We start from the raw sequence: 18,692 nt of genomic DNA, 5'->3' as shown, positions 1-18,692 counted from the left end.
GCATGGAGCAGCCTACTGCCGTATCCGCCCGGCGGATTCCCCATAAGGTTCCCCTGCTTCTTATGCTGGCCAGGCGCATCTGGCTATACCGGGCCTTTTATCTCATGCTGCTGCCCGGGGTCTTGTACTATATCGTGTTCAAATATGTGCCGATGTACGGAGTCGTGATCGCCTTCAAAAATTTCAACATCAACGACGGCATCCTGGGAAGCCCGTGGGCGGATCCGTGGAACAAGCATTTTCTGCAATTTTTTCAATCGCCTTACTTCGGTCAGCTGCTTACCAATACCTTTCTGATCAGCCTCTACAAGCTGGCCTTCGGGGTCGTTCCTCCCATTGCCATGGCTCTTCTTTTGAACGAATGCCGGATCAAATGGTTCAAGTCTCTCATCCAGACGCTGACGTACATGCCGCATTTTCTGTCATGGGTGATCATCTACGGCATTCTGCTTGCCCTGCTCTCGCAAAATTCCGGGCTGGTCAACTACTGGATCAAGGACGCGGGGGGAGATACCGTGGCTTTCCTGACCTCCACCTCGTATTTCCGCTCCATCCTGGTGGGGTCGGAAATCTGGCAGAACCTCGGCTGGGGAGCCATCATCTACCTGGCGGCTATGGCGGGCATCGATCCGACGCTGTACGAGGCTTCGCGGGTGGACGGAGCGAACCGGCTGCGCATGATCTGGCACATTACCCTGCCCGGCATCCGGAACGTGATCGTCATGCTGCTTATTCTCCGCTTGGGGCATATGCTGGATGCCGGCTTCGAGCAGATCTACATCATGTACAACATTCAGGTTTATCCGGTGGCCGATATTATCGACACCTGGGTGTTCCGTACGGGGCTCCAGCAGCTTAACTTCAGTCTCGCGGCCGCCGTCGGCTTGTTCAAAGCGGGGATCGGGCTGATCCTGGTGCTTGCCTCGAACCGGATCGCCAAACGATGGGGGGAAGGGATATGGTAAGGGGAATCGAAGACCGTCTGTTTCATGGAATCGTTATCGCCATTCTGGTCCTGTGCGGAGCGGCGGCGGTCTTTCCGCTGCTGTACGTGCTGTCCGTCTCGCTGACGCCTTTTAGCGAAGTGCTGAAAAACGGGGGCTTTATCCTTATCCCGCGATCGATTACGTTCGACGCCTATCATAAGCTGCTGACCGAATCGAATCTCCCCCGGGCGTTCTGGGTCACGATCTACATCACCGTAGTGGGGACGGCGCTCAATCTGGCGGTTACCGTGCTCATGGCGTATCCGCTCAGCCGGAAGGTGCTTCCGGGCCGAAGCCTGTTTCTGTTCCTGGTCGTCTTCACGCTGCTGTTCGGAGGCGGGATTATCCCGACGTACCTGGTCGTCAAGTCCGTCGGCCTCCTGAATTCCACCTGGGCGCTCATCCTGCCCAATCTCGTGTGGAGCTTTAACGTGCTCATCATGAAAAGCTTCTTCGAAAGCCTTCCCGAGGAGCTGTTCGAATCCGCCCGGATGGACGGAGCCCGGGAGTTCCGCATCCTCTGGCAGATGGTGCTCCCCCTGTCGCTGCCCGTCACCATGACAATAGGCTTGTTCTACGCCGTCGGCCACTGGAATGAATTCTTCCAGGCCATTATGTACGTAACCGACCGCAGCCTGTTTCCGCTGCAGGTTATCGTCCGGGAGCTGCTCGTTCAGACCCAGGCCCCGCTCGAGAATGTCGAGAACATGACGCCGACCGAAACGCTGCAGATGGCCTCCGTCGTCATGGCAAGTCTGCCGATCATCATCGTCTATCCGTTTCTCCAGAAGCATTTCACGAAGGGCATGCTGCTCGGCTCCATCAAAGGGTAAGCCCGGCCCGTCCGCCGGAAGCGGCGGGGATCCGGTTCCTATACCGTTATAACGCTTCGCTCATTTATAAGAAGAAGGGGTTGGTTAGGATGCATTACCGTAAAATGTCCGCCGTACTTACCGCCGTGCTGGCGGCGGGAAGCCTGCTGTCCGCCTGCGGTTCGGGTAGCGGGGAGAAGCCCGCGGAAGGGGCAAGCTCGTCTCCGGCCGGGGATCCGAACAAAGTCATCAAGCTCGAAATCATCGAGACGGGGAACAACCTGCCTTCTCCGGACAAGGACTTCGTCAAGCAGGAGATCGATAAGGCCTTGAAGACGGATTTGAATCTGACGGTGTACGCCTCCGGCGATGACTACAAGAACCAGCTTAACGTGCGCATGGCGTCCGGCAATTTTCCGGATCTGTTCCAGGTGACCGACCGGTCCGCGCTGAAGCAGTACGCCCAGCAGGGGCTTCTTCTCGACCTGACCCCTTATATGGATAAGCTGGCCAAGACGAAAGCCTTCATCGGGGAGGAGAGCCTGAAGAAGACGACCATTGACGGCAAAATTTACGCCATCTCGAAGGCGCCGAATATCCCGTACAATACGTACTGGATTCGCAAGGACTGGCTCGATAAGCTCGGGCTGCAGCCGCCTAAGACTACCGATGAATTTCTGACGGTGATCAAAGCGTTCGCCGAACAGGATCCCGACGGCAACGGCAAGAAGGATACGATCGGTCTGACGGGCGGCAAGCTGGGCGCCTTCTACCCCATCTTTGGCGCTTACGGGGTCGGGGAACCCAATACGTTCTATGTGAAGGACGGCAAGGTCGTCAATTCGCTGTACGATCCGGCGATGAAGGATGCCCTTGGCTTTATTAACAAGCTGATCGCCTCGGGAGCGGTCGATCCGGAGATTATGGCCAACACGGGGCTGCAGCACCAGGAGAAGGCGATCAAGGGGCAGGCGGGAGTCATCTGGATCGACTGGCCGAACATTACCAAGGAGCAGTTTGCGGACCAGATCAAGAAGGTGAACCCGAATGCCGACTGGATTCAGCTGGCTCCTCCGAAGGGACCCGGGGGCCAGAACGACGGGGCTTACGACATCGGCGGCAGCTCCGGCATCTATGCCATCCCGAAATCGCTGGAGAAGGATAAGGAGAAGCTTCAGCGGGTGCTCGACCTGCTTAACTATGTCTCGGATAAGGAGACCGGCTCCAAGCTTGTCCAGTTCGGGGTGAAGGGCAAGCATTATAACGAAACGGACGGGAAAGTGGTTCCGACGGAGCTCATGGGCAAGGAAGCCAGCTTCACCTGGCTCTATCAGTTCACGGGCCGGCCGGAAATGGACTACCTGAAGGTGAAATTTGCTCCGCAGGCCAAGTTCATCGAGTTCGCGAACAACCAGCCCCGGATCAAAACGCTGGGAGGCTTCGTGATGGCGCCCGAAGGCTACAACCCGGCGGACGCGAGCCGGTTTATCGAGGAGGAGATCGTCAAATTCGTCTATGGCAAAAGGCCTCTGACGGAATACGATGCCTTCCTCAAAACACTGGAAACGTCGATGAACTTCAAGCCTTATCTGGATTCGGCCATGAAACAGCTGAACGAGCTGGGCTACGGCAAATAAGGATTCCGGAGTCAGTAGGGAAAGGGAGGCAGGCCGAAAGGCCTGTTTTTCTTTTGGGAAAGATCTAGTTAAAAAGTCCCATTTGCATTAAAATGGTAGCATATCCCAAGAAACGAGGCTTCGCATGCTATCCTTTTTCCCTTCCGCCTTTAATCCGGCCGGCTTCCTAGGAGCGGCTGCGTTTTCCGTCGCCAGCTGCATTCTGATCGCCCGCTTCTCCCGAATGAACCCGGCTCTGTCGGTCCGCCGCCGTCTGCTTGGCTCGCTGGGTCTCGGGCTCACCTTTTGGCTGACTCACCTTCTGATTACCATGTCCGTTCCGTTTCGCTTTTCCCTTTATGAGTACGGGCTTCATTTCGTATTCTCCCTTGTCACCAGCACGGCGGGCAGCTATTTGGCCGTCGGCTATGCCGCACGTCAATGGGTGAGCACGAGACGCTTTCTTATAGGCGGGGTGATCCTTGCGGCGATCATCCTGCTGTTTGATATCCTCAATGCCGTTCAGTTGTTCGGCAGGTTCCTGGAATGGAAGCCCGAGCTTCTGCTGCTTACGTTCGGTCTTACGCTCGGGGTTTCCTTCTCCGTCCTGAGAATGCTCACGATCGCGAGTCAGGATAAACCCGATCAATCGTTCCGCCTCCTGGTGATTCTCGGGGTGGGGACGGCGGGAGTCGCACTATCGGGCATTCCGGTGCTCAGTATGATGGCCGTTCTCCGCCTCGACGCCTTCTACCCGGCGGCCACCTCCCCTTACAGCTTTCTTGGGCTTTATGCGGTGGAGCTCGTGCTTCTTCTCGCCTTGTTCCTCATCCCCGACCGGTACGGGGAGAGCCGGCGGCTGGAGCAGACCGAGAGGCTTCTCGAGACGGAGCAGCAGTATGCCTCGCTCTACGAAGCCAACCCGGACGGGGTGTTCGCGGCCGATATTCACGGCTGCTTCACGCGGATCAACAAGCAGGCCGAAGCCTTGACCGGCTATACGTCCGAAGAGCTTAAAGGAATTCCGTTCACCTGCCTGTTTCCGGAACGGGTGCAGACGGCCGAGGGTATCTTCAGCCAGGTTATACAGGGCAAGCCGATTACGAAGGAAAGCCGGATCTGCCGCAAGGACGGAACGTACGCGGCGGTATTGATCACCGCCCTTCCCATCATCGTGAGGGACAAGCAGCTAGGGGTGTACGGCATCATCAAGGATATTACCGAGAAGACCAAAACCCAGGAGCTGATTCAGCATCTGGCCTACCATGATGAATTGACGGGCCTTCCCAACCGTCGGGCGTTTCACCTGCTTGTGGAGGAGCGTCTTGCCCAGGTCGGGCCGGCCTCTGCCTTTGCCCTGTTCTTTCTGGATCTCGACCGCTTCAAGAAAGTGAATGATTTGTTCGGGCACGGCTTCGGCGATCTCGTCATCCGGGAAGCGGCTGCGAAGCTGAGGGCTTGTGTGCCGGCGGCGTGCTCCATCTCCCGTATGGGAGGAGATGAATTTACCGTGTTCGTGCCGCTGGACGGCGGGGTGTCCTGGCAGGACATCGCCGCGGGAATTGCCTCCGAATTCTCCCGGCCTTTCCCGGTCCGCCGCCAGGAGATCAAGCTGACCACAAGCATCGGGATTTCCTTCTGGCCGAAGGACGGCGAGACCGCCGAAACCTTGATCCGGCATGCCGACATGGCCATGTACGAGGCGAAGGCGGACGGGGCGAACGGTTACCGTACCTATGAACGGAAGATGGAGAAGACGGATCTGGAGCAAATCCTTCTGGAGAATGACCTCCAGCAGGCGATTGAAGACGGGGAGCTGACGGTTTATTACCAGCCCAAGATGGATACGTCGCAGGGCATCCGAATCGGCTGGGAGGCGCTTGTCCGATGGAACCATCCGAAGAGGGGCTTGATCCCTCCTGGGAAATTCATCCCGCTTGCCGAGGAGACCGGACTGATCGTCGCTCTCGAGAGAGAGGTTCTCCGCCAGGTATGCCGGCAGCTGAGCCTCTGGTCGGACGGTGAGAAGCCTGTTCTTCCGGTCTCGATTAACTTCTCCCAGCTTCATCTGATCCAGTCGGACCTTTATGAATCCGTTATTTCCGTTGTGAAGGAGCATGGGGTGGATCCCCGGCTGCTCGAGATCGAAATTACGGAAAGTGCGGCCATGCACAAGGAAGAGGAAGTCATCCGGGTGCTGATGAGATTCAAGGAGGAAGGAATCGCGGTCAGCCTGGACGATTTCGGAACCGGCTACAGCTCGCTCAGCTATTTGAAGCGGCTGCCGGTCGACTGCCTCAAGATCGACTGTTCGTTCATCCGGGACATCGCCACCAACGCGGACAGCCGCGCGATCGTCCGGATGATGGTGACGCTGGCCGCCCAGCTCGGGTTTCAGGTGGTGGCCGAGGGAGTGGAGACGGAGGAGCAGGTCAAGCTGCTCGCCGAGCTCGACTGCGTCCGGGTGCAGGGCTATTTGTACGGAAAGCCGGCTCCGCCGGAGTTCTGGCAGCCCGGTCATGACGCGGAACGCCGGCAAGCGGGCTAGGAGGAGGGGCGCCGCGGCCGATGCGGTTGAAAGCGGCTCTTGGCTGCCCGTCCGGCCCGCTTATAAGGATGGGCCCTCGGATGGCAGGAGTAACCCGCGGCGGATGCCGGCGGGTTACTTTTTTTTGCCGGTTAGCGCGTTTGGCTGATTCTTCCCCCGCCCAGCCGTTTATATTAAATCTACCGACAGATATAGAACAACCGGAGGTGCGCGTATGCGGGTTCATGAATTCGAAATTCGTGCCGATGTCGACCACAAAGCTCTGCTGGCGGTTTCCTGTCAAACCTCTCGCTTCCTCTCCGACGTGAACTTTATAACGATGAGGGATGAAGACGAGCATACCATCGATGCCAAAAACCTGCTGGCCATCCTTAAGCTGTCCTGGAGGGCGGGAACCCGAATCCGCCTTATCTCAAGAGGCAAGGACGAGGAAGAGGCCTTGAACTATGTCTTCGGCTTCTTTGAGAGCTACGTTTAACCAATATAGGACGGATCTGAATAGAACCGGTCCTTTCCTACCATAGTAAAGAAGAATTTCCCAACAACCAAGGAGGAAAGAGACATGACGAATAATTTTCAATCCCCGACCCGGGACAAGCAGGCGATGAACTCCGTTCACTCCGCCCACGATGCCGTAGTGCAGGCGCAGTCCCATCCGGATGAGAACATGATCGGCCAGGCCGAGCGGGCCATCCGGCATGCGGACGCGGCGGTGGCTCAGGCGATGGACGGGGAGAATACACAGGGGGCGGAGCTTGCGGCCGAGCGTCTGGAGGAAGACCGCCGCGCGCTGGAGGAGCTGTAAGCAGCCTAACGGCGGAAATGGGCATCCGAAGGCGCGGACCCGCAGACGGCTGCGCCTCTCTCTGCCTGCAAGAAACGGATGGGCCGTTCCCCGCTGAAGAGCAGGAGGACGGCCTTCCTTCTTCTCCGGTATAATAGCGGGAGGGGCCTCACGGCCTCCTATATCGGATGGAGAGAGGGATGGATGTGGCGGTTAGACGAATCGAGCATGTGGGCATTATGGTGAAGGACCTGGAGACTTCGATCGCCTTCTATAAGGAAACAGCGGGTCTGGAGCTGAAAGGAACGCTGGAGCATACGAACGGCGTGATCCGGCTTGCCTTTCTCGGCTATGGGGAATCGGACGAGACCGAGCTGGAGCTGATCCAGGGCTACAACGACCGGCTGCCGGCGGAAGGCAAGGTTCACCATATCGCGTTTAACGTGGACCGGCTGGAGCCCGAGATCGAGAGGCTCCGCGCGCTCAACGTTAAATTTATCGATAAAGAAATCACGACCCTCCCGAACGGCTCGAGGTATATTTTCTTCGAGGGCCCGGACGGGGAATGGATCGAATTCTTCGAATCGACCCGTTGAAGGTCGAGCTTGCATGGAGAATAACATAAAAGCTGCTTGGCTAATGGCCAAGCAGCTTTTTTCAGGTAGAGGTAGTTCCTATCGGCAGACAGCCGGATTATTGGTTCTTGAACGCGTCCGTCAGAACCGGAACGATCTGGGACTTGCGGGAAACGACGCCCTTCAGTACGGCTTTGTTGTTCTCCAGCTTCACGTTGTACGCTTTCTCTACGGCGGAAGCGGATTGGCCGAGCGCGATTCCGACGGAATCGTTGTTAAGAATGTCCGTTACCACGAAGAGGAACAGGTCCAGCCCTTTCGTCGAGATGACATCGTTCAAGGCCGCTTCCACTTCGGATTGGCGGGACAGCACGTCGTTGACGTCGACGGCGTTAACCTGGGCGATTTCCACCTTCGCGCTGCCCATCTGGAATTCCTTCGAGTCAAGCGAGATAAGCTGGGCGACCGATTTGTCGCTGAGATCGGCACCGGCCTTCAGCATCTCCAAGCCGTAGCTGTCGGCATCGACGCCGGCGATTTCGGCCAGCTCGCGGGCCGCTTGAACGTCTTCCTCCGTGCAGGTGGGGGATTTGAACAGCAGGGAGTCGGAAATAATGGCGGAAAGCATCAGGCCGGCGATGTTAGGCTCGATGGAGACCCCGTTCTCCTTGTACATCTTCTTCAGGATGGTAGCGGTGCAGCCAACCGGCTCGGCACGGTAATAGAGCGGGCCGCTCGTCTCGAAGTTGGCGATGCGGTGATGGTCGATAACTTCCTTGACGGTCACTTGATCGATATCGGAAACGCTCTGCTGGCGCTCGTTATGGTCGACCAGAATCACGTTCTTGACTTCGTTCGCTACCGTTTCCACCAGGCGGGGAGCGGAGGCGCCAAAGCGGTCTAGGGCAAACTGGGTTTCCCCGTTCACGCTGCCGAGACGGACGGCTTCCACATCATAGCCCAGCTTGCTCTTCAGTTCGGCATATACCAGAGCGGAACAAATGGTATCCGTATCCGGGTTTTTGTGTCCGAAAATCAATGTTTTTTCCATGGTTTGTGCTCCTTTTTTCGATTTAGTGATCATCCATAAACGATTATAGCGCAAAAGCCTGTTCATTCCTACTCTTTTACTTGGTTTTGAAAAAGGGAGCTCCAGAACAAGTCCTTCAGCGGTTCAACGACGCTTCCCTCTCACGGATTTCGTGGGCCGCCCGGTACATGTCGGCAATGTCGGAGCGGCGCTGGCTCTCAAACCGGCGGACCGCTTCCTCGATCGGAACCGTCTCGACCAGAGCCACCTGCTCGCCGTCCGGAGGGTTCAAGGGACGTCCCGTCAGCCGGACTTCTCCATAACCGAGGAGACGGATAAAACGGGGATGGGGGATATGCGGCTTGTAAGGCCCAGCGGCCACCGACTCGCAATGAAACTGCCCGAAAATCCGGTACGTGACGAGCTCCGCTCCGAGCTCCTCCGCCATCTCCCGCCTTAAGGTCTGAAGATAGGTCTCTCCCGGCTCCATCGTCCCCCCGGGCAGCTCCCAGCGTCCGTTCTCCAGCTGAAACACGACATACCCCTCCGAAGTGTAGGGGATGATGCTCACATTGCTTACCAGAGCTTCGTCCAGGGAGGAAGCATCCGCCCACCCGAAGCGGCCTTTCACGGGTCCCCAGTCGATCAGGTTCGACAAGGCCCGGTAGCTCTCCAGTCCGGTTAAAGCCTTCTCGTAGCACAGGCTCGTTTCGAAGCCGGCGTAAGGCCCGAACGCCGCGATAGGATGGTAGCCGTGCTTCTCATAGAAGCGAAGCGATTCCGGCTGCTCCGGACCGGTCTCGAGCCGAAGCGACAGGGCTCCAAGCTCCCGCGCTCGGTCCTCCAAATAGGCGAGCAGGGCGGCCGCCATCCCCTGGCGGCGGAAGGGCCTGGCCACATAGAACCGCTTCAGCTCGGCGAAGGGGCCGGGCAGCCGGCGGATTCCCCCGCAAGCAGCCGGAACCCCGTCCGCAAACGCCACGGCGAACACCATCTCGCGCACCCCCGGATCGCCGAAATCCACTCCGTGAATGTCCTCGGCCGGGTATCTCTCCAGCAGCTCCTCATCGAGCTCCCCAATCAGCTTATGCAGGCTGCGGTCATTCGCCGGGACAGCCTGTATCTTCAAGTCCGGCAATACGATCACCTCGATTTTCTCTTTACCTGTACCTACATTCGACCCGGAATCGGTTATTTCCTTTTGCGGGCTTTTTCCTATTCAAAAAAGACCCGGATTTGTCGAATAAAAAAGGAGTGGGAACATAGAAGAGGGGGACTAACATGATCAGACGGTGGAAAGCCAGCATTATCGCCAAGCTGCTCAGCATTCTTTCGCTGTGCATCATCCTGTTGGCGGGGGTGCTGACAACAGGAGCTTACATTCAGGAGAAAGATCAGTTTTACAACCGTCTGGAATCCTTTCAGGATATAGCGAAGGATCTGGTGGATGACCAGGTTCCGTTTCTGGAGCTGATGAAGCCGGCGCTTCGCAAGGACCCTGCCGCCTGGAAGGGCAGCCAGGAATGGGTGAACCTGCAGGGAGTGTTCGACCGGTTAACCGAAAGCGACCTGATTTCCAATGTGTATTTGTTCTATCCGGATTCAGCGGACGCCGGGTCCCTGGATATGCTAATCGCGAACCAGGCGCTGTATGATGCGGGCCTCACGCCGACCAAGCCTTACAGCCTGACGCCGGAATTCCGTTCGGCGGTCGATACGGCCCGAGGGGGAAAACCGGGCACTACGGACGTATACCGCGACCAATCGGGGCAGTGGGTGAGCATTGTCAGCGCTATTCCGGGTCCCGACGGTAAAGAGAGCGTTCTCATAGGAATGGATTTCGACTATTCCAAGGTCGAGGCCTCGCTTATGGAGAAGCTCAGGGCCAATCTGTGGGTCGGGGGAATCGGCACGGCGGCTGCTCTTTTCGTGGTTTATTGGGCTCTTCGTGCCCTGCTGAGACCGGTGTCCGAGCTCGCCCGGATGACCCAGCGTGCGTCGCAGGGAGACCTCACCGTCCAGGCGGCCGTCAACCAAACCGATGAGCTCGGCCAGCTCGCCCATCACTTTAACGGCATGATCCGTAACCTCCGGGATGTAGTCGGCCGGGTAGCGGAATCGTCCGCTCAAGTCGCGTCTTCCTCCGAAGCGTTGAAGCTCGGAGCCCGTCAGACGACCGAGGCCACCCATCAAATCACCCAGTCGATTGAGCAGGTGGCCGCCGGAACGGAGCAGCAGATGCAGGGCTCGCTCGAGAGCAGCCGCGCCATGGAGGAGATGGCGTCCGGCATTCAGCGCATTGCCGAGTCCGCCAGCCTCGCGGCGGAGTCCTCGGGCGTCGCCGTGGAGCAGGCGGAGGCGGGCGCCCGCGAAATGTCCGTGAACCGGCAGCGGATGGAGACGATCCAGCAGACGGTGCAGGGAGCCGCCGGCAAGATCGAGCGGCTCGGGGAGCTGTCCAGCCGGATCAGCAGCATCACCGCCCTCATCTCGGACATCTCGGCGCAGACCAACCTGCTCGCCTTGAACGCCGCCATCGAAGCGGCCCGCGCGGGGGAACACGGACGGGGCTTCTCCGTCGTATCGGATCAGATCCGCAAGCTCGCGGAGCAGTCCCGGCAGTCGACCGGGGAGATCACGGAGCTTGTGGAGCAGATCCAGACGGAAACGCAGGCGGCCATCACCGCAATGAAGGACGGCTCGATCCGGGTGGAGGAGCTTTCCGAGGTCATCGAGGGGGCCAACTCCGCGTTCTCCACCATCGTGGACTCCGTGAAGGATGTCATGCAGCAGATGATGGAGGTATCCGCCTCGTCCGAGGAGATGTCCGCCGGGTCCGAACAGGTGAACGCCGCCATAGCGGAGCTCTCCACCATTTCCGCCCGGTCTTCGGACTATGCCCAGAGCGTGGCGGCCTCTTCCGAGGAGCAGCTCGCGTCCATGGAGGACATTTCCGGTTCCGCCGAATCCTTGAACGAAATGGCGACCCGGCTGAGAGCCCTGTTTGCCGATTTCAAGCTGTAAGACCACCGGACGCCTTCGGGCGTCCTTTTGTTTGGGGGCGAGGGAGACGGAGCTCTTTTCCGCCGGGGGAATTTGGAGCCGCGCTTGACTATCGGTATAATGGAGGGGAAAAGAACCGATGGAAAGGTGGAGGTAACGTGATCAATCTTTATCCCGCTTCATCCCGCTACAGTGCGGATCACGGATGGCTGAAGAGCAATTTCAGCTTTTCCTTTGCGGATTATTATGACCCGTCCAATACGGAGTTCGGGCCGATGAGGGTGCTGAACGACGACGAAATCGCGGGACACCGCGGCTTTGGGGCTCACCCTCACCGGGAGATGGAAATCGTCTCCATCGTGCTGCAGGGGAAGCTCAAGCATGAGGACAGCACCGGACGCACGGCCATAACCGGCTTCGGGGAGGTGCAGCGCATGTCCGCGGGAACGGGCATCATCCACTCCGAAACGAATCCGGGGGAGGAGGAGGTCCATCTTATGCAGATGTGGTTTACCCCGGAGGAGAAAGGACTGGAGCCCTCCTACGAAACGACCCGGTATGACGTGGAGGCGATGAAGAATGCGCTGCTTCCGGTCGTGTCCAAAAACCCCGGCGAAAACGTGGCCCGCATTCACCAGGACATGACGATCTATCTGTCCGATCTGGAGGCCCGCCAGTCGATCGGCTTCCAGCAGCCCGCCGGCCGGAGAATTTTCGTCTTTGTGATCGAAGGCACGCTCGCGATTAACGAGCAGCATGTGCTGGGCCGGCGGGATTCGGCGCGCATCACCGAGACGCCGGAGCTTACTCTGTCGAGTGAGGGCGGAGCCCGTTTTATGCTGATCGATCTGCCGTAATGGGGGAAGCGGCGGCTGCCGCATGCTTGAACGAACAGGGAGGATGGACATGGGAGGATCCCGCACGAAGAGACTGCTGATCAAGCAGGCAACCGGACGTCTGCTCCTGGAAGGGGAGAAGCTGGAGGGTGGCTTCGATCTGGAGGAAGGGGACAAGGGATGGAAGATAACGCTGCGCGGAGTGGAACCGGCCCTCGCCGGGGAAATCGGCCGGCTGCTCGATGAGCTGAACGTGTTTTATTTCGAGGAGGGCCCGGACGGACAGCTGAGCAAGTGGTGGCTCTACGACAAGGAGAGGCCGGACCTCCAGTACGCTCAGGAGGCCCGAACGCTCCAACTTTCCGTGGATTCCCGCCAGGCCTATACGAATCAGGGCGTCTAGCGAGAAGGCGGTAACTTTGAATTTGCAGCTAAACAGCATTTAAGAGGATGGCTGGCAAGGGAAGGTTCCTTGCCGGCTTTTTTATTTGCTTCAAGGAAGGAATGCTGCAAGAAAGGATGGCCCGCAACGAATGATTGACAAAAGGAAGGAAAGCGGATTATGATTGTTTTAGATTAATTTAAACGTTTCAATAGAGGGTGCACATGATGAATAACAAGCAGATCACCATTGTCGAGGTGGCCAGGGAAGCCGGGGTCTCCATTGCCACCGTGTCGAACGTGCTGAACAAGCGGAACGTTCCGATGGCTCCTGAAACCGCTGCCAAGGTCGAGGAGGCGGCGGCCCGCCTCGGCTACCGCCGCAATACGGTGGCAGCCAGCCTGAGCCGCCGGAAAACCAACGAGCTCGGCCTCCTTCTTCCGGGCTTCGGGGGCTATTACGGCCAGTTTGCGGAGGCCATGGAGCTTACCGCGCACCGCCACGGCTATCATCTTTCCGTCTATGCGACCGGCTCGGATCCCGAAAGAGAGCAGCGCCATCTGGAAACGCTGCTGGAACGCCGGGTGGACGGCCTGTTCTGCCACGGGATGGCGATGAAGCCCGAATCGGTGGGCCGGATCGTGCGGGGAGGCTCGCCGCTTGTTCTGTTCAACGCCTGGGAGTGGCCGGAGGATCTGGCGGTGGCGGCGGTCAACCTTGATTTTGCCGGCGCGAGCGCAGAGGCCGTCCGCCATCTGGTGGAGCGCGGCTGCCGGACGGTCTACTATGCCGGGACCTCCAAGGCTCTCATGATCGACAGGCAGCGCAGGTTGGGCTTCCGCCGGGAAGCGGACCGGCTCGGGGACCAGGTGCGGACCGGCATGATCCATAGCGAAGCCGGGGATCCGGAAGAGCAGGTGACTACCGCAGCGGCCGAGGCTCTCGCTGAGGGAGGCCCCGTCGGGATTCTCGCTTTTGATGACCGTATGGCCCTCCGGATTCTGGGCCGGCTTCTTCAAGCCGGTATCCGGGTTCCGGAAGAGGTCAAGCTTCTCGGAATCAATAACGAATGGTTCAGTGCCGCTGCCTATCCGACGCTGACGAGCATGAGCATCCCGTATGAGAAACAAGCGGAGCTGGCCATCCACCGGCTGCTGTCGCATTTGGGTGAGGCCGAGGACGGGAAGGACCTGCCGCAGGCAAAAGGAGAGGTTACCGTTCCTCTTGAGCTGACTCCAAGGCGCTCTACCGAAGCCTAAGCCAAGGCCCTTTGCCCACTCTGGCAGGAGAGGGGGCGTGTGATGAGGATTCACCCGGGTAACCGGATAATCTATACAGCCACAAAGGAGAGATTCGAGCATGTGGACAAAAGCGATTGAGCACGCGGTTGAGCAGACGAGGAAGAATATCGGCCGGTTCGGGGACCAGTTCCCGCATGTAAGCGAGAATGACAAGTACCGGCTGAACCCGAATACGGATTGGACGGACGGCTTCTGGTCAGGCATTCTCTGGCTGAGCTACGAGTATACGAAGGATGGGGTTTTCCGGGAAGCCGCCCTTCGTACCGTCCAAAGCTTCAAAGACCGGCTGGAGCAGAACCGGAATCTGGATCACCATGACATCGGCTTCCTTTATTCTCTTTCGACCAAGGCCCAGTGGATCATCGAGAAGGACGAGGAGGCCAAAAAGCTGACTCTGCAAGCGGCCGATGTCCTGATGAACCGGTGGCGCGAGAACCTTCAAATCATTCAAGCCTGGGGTCCCAAAGGAGACAAAGAGAACGGGGGCCGGATCATCATCGACTGCCTCATGAACCTTCCTCTTCTCTACTGGGCCTATGAGCAGACGGGAGACAGCCGGTACCGCGACGTGGCGGTGATCCATGCCGATCAGAGCCGACGGTTTCTGGTCCGCGGGGACGATTCCTCTTACCATACCTTTTATTTCGACCAGGAAACGGGCGATGCGCTTCGCGGGGGAACCGCTCAAGGGTATCGCGACGGGTCGACCTGGACTCGCGGACAAGCTTGGGGGATTTACGGCTTCGCGCTTTCCTACCACTACACGAAGAATCCTCTCTATCTGGAAACGTCGAAGCGCCTCGCCCGGTACTTCTTCGAAAGACTGCCGGAGGACAACGTTGTCTATTGGGATTTCAATGTGGAGGTCAATGCGGACACGAAGCGGGACAGCTCGGCCTCGGCTATCGTGGCGGCCGGGGTTCAGGAGCTTCTCCATCATCTGGATGTGAGCGATCCGGACCGGGCCTTCCTGCAAGACGGCCTTCAGCGATCGATGGAAGGGCTGGTGAACAGTTATGCCACACTGGAGGACCCGGAGGCGGAGGGCTTTCTGAAGCGGGGCTCTTACAGCGTGCGCGGCGGTGCCGCTCCGGATGATTATGTCATCTGGGGGGATTATTACTACCTGGAGGCCTTAATGCGCCTGGAGAAAGGAATCCCGGGTTACTGGTACGACCGATAAGGTTTTCCTTCGCAGGCTGGTCCGGATTTGAGTCCGTATCTGTTTAGGCTGTCCCATTCCGGGTTATTGGTATATAAGCGGACGAAAGAGTCAAAACCGCTTAAGAAAAGCCTCCGAATTCGAACGAGGTCCCGCCTGCACAAAGGAGGAATGGCCAATGACCTACACCGTGGTATGGCTGCTAAGCCTGATCCTGCTTGCTTTAGGCAACCTGCTTATCGTCCTTTCGCCTCAAATAGAGACCCACAGCTCCTTTATGAGCTCTTACAGCCGTTTTCTCGGGATGGTCATCAGCATCGTTTCGGGTATATTCCTGGTGGCGGCGGTTTTCCGGTACTTCGGGTTCTGGATGGATTCCTCGACGGGGTAATTGTACAGGGGCCGTTCCTTTAGGGGACGGTCCTTTTTAAGTTATTGATATAGTTATAACCTATTAAATAAATAGATTTTATATATTTCACCTATTGGATTAACAGGTGTATGCTTCTTTCAAAAGGAGGCGACGAATAGGATGGAAAGAAGCCAGGTATGGAATGCGGGTCATTATGACGAACGGCTGGGGTTTGTAAGCAAGCTTGGAGCGGGAGTGGTGGAGCTCTTGAATCCCCGCCCGGGAGAGCGGGTTCTGGATGTAGGCTGCGGAACGGGCGACTTGACGAAGAAGCTTGCGGACGAAGGGTGCCGGGTGGAGGGAATCGATCGGTCTCGGGAGATGATCGACCAGGCCCGGGTGAAATATCCGGAGCTGAGCTTTCGGGTTGAAGATGCAGAGGAACCGGCTTCCTATCCAAAAGAATGCTTCGACGCCGTCTTCTCCAACGCGGCCCTGCACTGGATGAAGCAGCCGTCCCGCGTCCTGGAGGGCGTCTGGTCCTCGCTTAAGCCGGGCGGGCGGTTCGCGGCCGAATTCGGCGGCCGGGGCAATGTAGCCGGCATCTATAAGGCGGTCGAGGATGCGCTCATATCCTTCGGAATCCGGGCCGAAGAACGGAATCCGTGGTATTTTCCCAGTCTCGGCGAATACGCCTGCCTGCTGGAGAGTCATGGCTTTCACGTGGAGGTGGCGGTTCACTTTGCCAGACCTACTCCGCTGAACGGCGGAGGGAAGGGGCTGGAGCACTGGCTCGAGATGTTCGCCGGACCGTTCTTTGAAGGGATGATGCCGGCCGAGAAGAAGAAGGTTTACCGGTTGATCGAAGAAATCGCCCGTCCCTCTCTTTACCGGGAGGAGACATCCGGCTGGGAGGGCGATTATGTGAGGCTGCGCCTGCTGGCGGTTAAGCCCCGGTAGCTTGGGGAACCTGCCTGGGGAATCGGACCGGACAAACAAGGGTTGTCCGGTTCTCCCGGGTAGTGCCTTATCCGCGAATGCCGTTCCGCTTCCGCCGTGCCCTTGCCAAGTAAACGCAGCCTCTTTTGCAAAGTTACCGGCTTAAAGATCAGGTCTAGTTCCCGCTGATCCTGCATAAAATTTTGTCGAATGCCTACTTTATGACTAGACGCCAGCATGCTATACTTGAGAAAAAATGTAAGCGTTTTATTGAAAAGGCTGAGTACATCATGAGGGGACGACAGGCTGGATGGGGCGTAGGAAGAAATGGGCAAGGTATCTGGCGGCGGGATTGATCGTCATGCTGATCTTGAGTCTGCACGAGAGGCTGACGGTTTTGGGGGAGCAGAGCGATCCTAAGTTCGTCCTGCTGCGTCTGGAAGACATTGGGCCCGGCGGGCAGTATGAATCGCTGGAAGGGCTTGGCAAGCTCCGCACGGTGATGGAATATTTGGAGGAGCGGCACATCCGTTTTCAGGTCGGGGTCATCCCCCGATGGATCAACTATTTGCCCGACGGGACCGTGTACAACCGGCAGCTCGATCAGCAGGAGGATCCTTATATACTCGCTTTTAACCGGATTCTGAAGAAAGCCGAGGCTTCGGGCGCCGTTCTGGGGATGCATGGATACACCCACCAGACGGGCGACAAGCGCCGGGAGGACGGTCATCAGGAGTCGGGGATCGGCAATGAATTCAACGTCCTGGGCTCTCCGGAGACGGCTACGCCCGAATTCGCCCGGTCCCGGGTGGAGGAAGGGCTCAAGGTGATGGGAGCGGCCCAGCTTCACCCGGATTTCTGGGAGGCTCCGCATTATCACATTAGCGCTGATCAGGAGGCCGTCTTCCGCTCCTACTTCGGTATCGTCTATGAGAATGCGTTCGGTGCCCCGGGGCAGTCCGATGCCTTGTACCGCAACCGCGAGAACACCGGCTACGGAAGCCCCAGCTGGGGAGCGGTGTACGTTCCGACTCCTTTTTCCTACATCCCTTACAACAAGGATGAGAAGCTGATTATGAACCAGCTCGCCAAAAGCAGCAAGCTGCCGTCCTTCTTCTACCATTCTTTCCTGGAGTTCAAGCATTTGATCCCGGTTATGGACGATCAGGGTGACCCGGTTTACCGGGACGGACTCCCGGAATACCGTTACCCGGAACGGGACCGGACCAACCTCCAGAAGCTCATTACCGCTCTGCGGAGCAAAGGCTATACCTTCTATTCGCTTCACGACTATGTGCCGTTTACCCCCGCTAACCGCGTTACGCTAAGTACGGTTAAGGATGGTGCGGTAAGAACGGGCGACGTGACCGGAGACGGGCAGGCCGATGCGGTGGTGTGGGATGACCGGACCGGGCAGGTGACGGTAACGGAAGGCCGCTTCCGCGGGATGCGCAACGAGGCCCAGCCGGCCTCCGATGCCTGGGCCACCATCAGCCGGCGCAAGGGCGACCAGTTCCTGCTGCACGATGATGACGGTGACCGGCGCCAGGATCTGTGGGTCATCCGCGCCTTGGGACGGCTGGAGCTGTACCGCTCAACCGGAAGCGCGTTCCGGTATGCCGGCGCTTGGAGCGTAAACACGGGAGGGGAGTGGGCGGAGGCTTATCCGGTCAAGCAGAGGAACGGCGAGTGGATCGCGGCCGGGACGTCCCCAGAGGGCAACCGCTTGTTCGGTCTCTCCATTTCCTCTAACGGAGTCCGGGCGATGGAGCCCCTCAAGTGGAAAACGAATACGCTCAAAGGATTGGCGGTCCGGGTCAACCCGGATGAGTCCGAGAGCTTGTGGCTCTCCCGCGGTCATTCCTTAAGCGGCGTCCGGATTGGCTGCGAAACGGGCCAGTACAAATGGAAGACGGGGAAGGAGACGGTCGACCTTTCCTCCAATGAGGGCTCTCTGCGTTTCGGGGACTTCAACGGCGACAAGCGCGAGGATGTTCTCCAGTGGAACGAGGAGGAGAACCGGTACACCGTCTATCTGCAGGACCCGGACGGCCGGTATCGCCTTCTTTCGGCCTTCGGTCCGTGGGGTCGGCCAAACGCCCGCCTTCTGATCGGGGACTTTGACGGAAGCGGCACGTCCGACCTCGGCCTCCTCGGCGGCACGTCGTCTTCTCTCGACTTGGCGTTGTCTTACCAGCGTCCTTCGTTCTAGGCGGATGCCGTTTTCCTCCCGCTGTGGGAAGAAGGGGCAGTCCTTCCCGATGGAGTAAAGACCATGACCCGCACAACCCGCCCTCCAGGCGGGTTTTTGCTAGGGTCATTTCTTTTGCCGGCATTCTTTGGCATAATGAAGAAAACATCGACAG

17 protein-coding genes are annotated in these 18,692 nt (G+C 58.3%); 15 read left to right on the top strand and 2 right to left on the bottom strand.

Translation table 11 applies throughout. The annotated features are described in order from the left end of the window. Positions 1 to 62 precede the first annotated feature (62 nt). From MJA45_RS21355 to MJA45_RS21325, 7 genes are all read left to right on the top strand, one after another. Entirely contained in the window at positions 63 to 965 is a 903-nt protein-coding gene (locus MJA45_RS21355) for an ABC transporter permease (protein ID WP_315608073.1), read from the top strand. Beyond that, on the top strand, positions 959 to 1,819 hold the full coding sequence (locus MJA45_RS21350) for a carbohydrate ABC transporter permease (RefSeq protein ID WP_315603921.1): 861 nt from the start codon (positions 959 to 961) through the stop codon (positions 1,817 to 1,819). The genes MJA45_RS21355 and MJA45_RS21350 overlap by 7 nt, the downstream gene beginning before the upstream one ends. Before the next feature lie 89 nt (positions 1,820 to 1,908). Further along, entirely contained in the window at positions 1,909 to 3,435 is a 1,527-nt protein-coding gene (locus MJA45_RS21345) for an extracellular solute-binding protein (protein WP_315603920.1), read from the top strand. Between the two features lie 124 nt (positions 3,436 to 3,559). Continuing rightward, on the top strand, positions 3,560 to 5,962 hold the full coding sequence (locus MJA45_RS21340) for a putative bifunctional diguanylate cyclase/phosphodiesterase (protein ID WP_315603919.1): 2,403 nt from the start codon (positions 3,560 to 3,562) through the stop codon (positions 5,960 to 5,962). Positions 5,963 to 6,176: 214 nt separating this feature from the next. Further along, positions 6,177 to 6,440: an HPr family phosphocarrier protein gene (locus tag MJA45_RS21335; protein ID WP_315603918.1), complete on the top strand. Its 264-nt coding sequence runs from the start codon at positions 6,177 to 6,179 to the stop codon at positions 6,438 to 6,440. An 84-nt stretch (positions 6,441 to 6,524) separates the two neighbouring features. Continuing rightward, positions 6,525 to 6,767 (top strand): hypothetical protein, encoded by a 243-nt coding sequence (locus MJA45_RS21330; protein ID WP_315603917.1) that lies wholly within the window; start codon positions 6,525 to 6,527, stop codon positions 6,765 to 6,767. 167 nt (positions 6,768 to 6,934) lie between these two features. Beyond that, positions 6,935 to 7,342 (top strand): VOC family protein, encoded by a 408-nt coding sequence (locus MJA45_RS21325; RefSeq protein WP_407083064.1) that lies wholly within the window; start codon positions 6,935 to 6,937, stop codon positions 7,340 to 7,342. Positions 7,343 to 7,439: 97 nt separating this feature from the next. Here MJA45_RS21325 and MJA45_RS21320 read toward each other — a convergent pair whose 3' ends face one another. Together MJA45_RS21320 and MJA45_RS21315 are read right to left on the bottom strand one after the other, a co-directional pair. Beyond that, positions 7,440 to 8,372, bottom strand: coding sequence for a manganese-dependent inorganic pyrophosphatase (locus tag MJA45_RS21320; protein ID WP_315603916.1), 933 nt, complete (start codon positions 8,370 to 8,372; stop codon positions 7,440 to 7,442). A gap of 115 nt (positions 8,373 to 8,487) precedes the next feature. Further along, entirely contained in the window at positions 8,488 to 9,498 is a 1,011-nt protein-coding gene (locus tag MJA45_RS21315) for a GNAT family N-acetyltransferase (RefSeq protein ID WP_315603915.1), read from the bottom strand. Between the two features lie 134 nt (positions 9,499 to 9,632). Here MJA45_RS21315 and MJA45_RS21310 point away from each other — a divergent pair, with 134 nt between their 5' ends. The 8 genes from MJA45_RS21310 (at position 9,633) to MJA45_RS21275 (ending at position 18,538) form a co-directional block, all read left to right on the top strand. After that, positions 9,633 to 11,375, top strand: coding sequence for a methyl-accepting chemotaxis protein (locus MJA45_RS21310; protein ID WP_315603914.1), 1,743 nt, complete (start codon positions 9,633 to 9,635; stop codon positions 11,373 to 11,375). Between the two features lie 137 nt (positions 11,376 to 11,512). Further along, positions 11,513 to 12,211: a pirin family protein gene (locus MJA45_RS21305; protein ID WP_315603913.1), complete on the top strand. Its 699-nt coding sequence runs from the start codon at positions 11,513 to 11,515 to the stop codon at positions 12,209 to 12,211. 49 nt (positions 12,212 to 12,260) lie between these two features. Then, complete coding sequence (locus MJA45_RS21300; RefSeq protein ID WP_315603912.1) at positions 12,261 to 12,593, top strand: hypothetical protein; 333 nt, start codon at positions 12,261 to 12,263, stop codon at positions 12,591 to 12,593. Between the two features lie 206 nt (positions 12,594 to 12,799). Next, the gene (locus tag MJA45_RS21295; protein ID WP_315603911.1) at positions 12,800 to 13,831 is read left to right on the top strand and encodes a LacI family DNA-binding transcriptional regulator; all 1,032 of its coding nucleotides are present in this window, start codon (positions 12,800 to 12,802) and stop codon (positions 13,829 to 13,831) included. A 100-nt stretch (positions 13,832 to 13,931) separates the two neighbouring features. Beyond that, on the top strand, positions 13,932 to 15,056 hold the full coding sequence (locus MJA45_RS21290) for a glycoside hydrolase family 88 protein (RefSeq protein WP_315603910.1): 1,125 nt from the start codon (positions 13,932 to 13,934) through the stop codon (positions 15,054 to 15,056). A 157-nt stretch (positions 15,057 to 15,213) separates the two neighbouring features. Then, positions 15,214 to 15,426, top strand: coding sequence for a hypothetical protein (locus MJA45_RS21285; protein WP_315603909.1), 213 nt, complete (start codon positions 15,214 to 15,216; stop codon positions 15,424 to 15,426). 141 nt (positions 15,427 to 15,567) lie between these two features. Further along, positions 15,568 to 16,347, top strand: coding sequence for a class I SAM-dependent methyltransferase (locus MJA45_RS21280; protein WP_315603908.1), 780 nt, complete (start codon positions 15,568 to 15,570; stop codon positions 16,345 to 16,347). A 289-nt stretch (positions 16,348 to 16,636) separates the two neighbouring features. Next, entirely contained in the window at positions 16,637 to 18,538 is a 1,902-nt protein-coding gene (locus MJA45_RS21275; protein WP_315603907.1) for a DUF2334 domain-containing protein, read from the top strand. The last annotated feature ends 154 nt before the right edge of the window (positions 18,539 to 18,692 follow it).

Origin of the sequence: Paenibacillus aurantius, assembly GCF_032268605.1 — a bacterium.
Taxonomy (GTDB): domain Bacteria; phylum Bacillota; class Bacilli; order Paenibacillales; family NBRC-103111; genus Paenibacillus_AO; species Paenibacillus_AO aurantius.
This window is presented reverse-complemented; position numbering and strand designations above follow the sequence as displayed.

Excerpts from the sequence above, each read along its gene's own strand:
- MJA45_RS21310 (WP_315603914.1), top strand. The coding sequence starts at position 9,633 with ATGATCAGACGGTGGAAAGCCAGCATTATCGCCAAGCTGCTCAGCATT.
- MJA45_RS21345 (WP_315603920.1), top strand. The coding sequence starts at position 1,909 with ATGCATTACCGTAAAATGTCCGCCGTACTTACCGCCGTGCTGGCGGCG.
- MJA45_RS21355 (WP_315608073.1), top strand. The coding sequence starts at position 63 with ATGCTGGCCAGGCGCATCTGGCTATACCGGGCCTTTTATCTCATGCTG.
- MJA45_RS21280 (WP_315603908.1), top strand. The coding sequence starts at position 15,568 with ATGGAAAGAAGCCAGGTATGGAATGCGGGTCATTATGACGAACGGCTG.
- MJA45_RS21275 (WP_315603907.1), top strand. The coding sequence starts at position 16,637 with ATGGGGCGTAGGAAGAAATGGGCAAGGTATCTGGCGGCGGGATTGATC.
- MJA45_RS21330 (WP_315603917.1), top strand. The coding sequence starts at position 6,525 with ATGACGAATAATTTTCAATCCCCGACCCGGGACAAGCAGGCGATGAAC.
- MJA45_RS21290 (WP_315603910.1), top strand. The coding sequence starts at position 13,932 with ATGTGGACAAAAGCGATTGAGCACGCGGTTGAGCAGACGAGGAAGAAT.
- MJA45_RS21295 (WP_315603911.1), top strand. The coding sequence starts at position 12,800 with ATGAATAACAAGCAGATCACCATTGTCGAGGTGGCCAGGGAAGCCGGG.
- MJA45_RS21320 (WP_315603916.1), bottom strand. The coding sequence starts at position 8,372 with ATGGAAAAAACATTGATTTTCGGACACAAAAACCCGGATACGGATACC.
- MJA45_RS21300 (WP_315603912.1), top strand. The coding sequence starts at position 12,261 with ATGGGAGGATCCCGCACGAAGAGACTGCTGATCAAGCAGGCAACCGGA.
- MJA45_RS21325 (WP_407083064.1), top strand. The coding sequence starts at position 6,935 with ATGGAGAGAGGGATGGATGTGGCGGTTAGACGAATCGAGCATGTGGGC.
- MJA45_RS21350 (WP_315603921.1), top strand. The coding sequence starts at position 959 with ATGGTAAGGGGAATCGAAGACCGTCTGTTTCATGGAATCGTTATCGCC.
- MJA45_RS21340 (WP_315603919.1), top strand. The coding sequence starts at position 3,560 with ATGCTATCCTTTTTCCCTTCCGCCTTTAATCCGGCCGGCTTCCTAGGA.
- MJA45_RS21285 (WP_315603909.1), top strand. The coding sequence starts at position 15,214 with ATGACCTACACCGTGGTATGGCTGCTAAGCCTGATCCTGCTTGCTTTA.
- MJA45_RS21335 (WP_315603918.1), top strand. The coding sequence starts at position 6,177 with ATGCGGGTTCATGAATTCGAAATTCGTGCCGATGTCGACCACAAAGCT.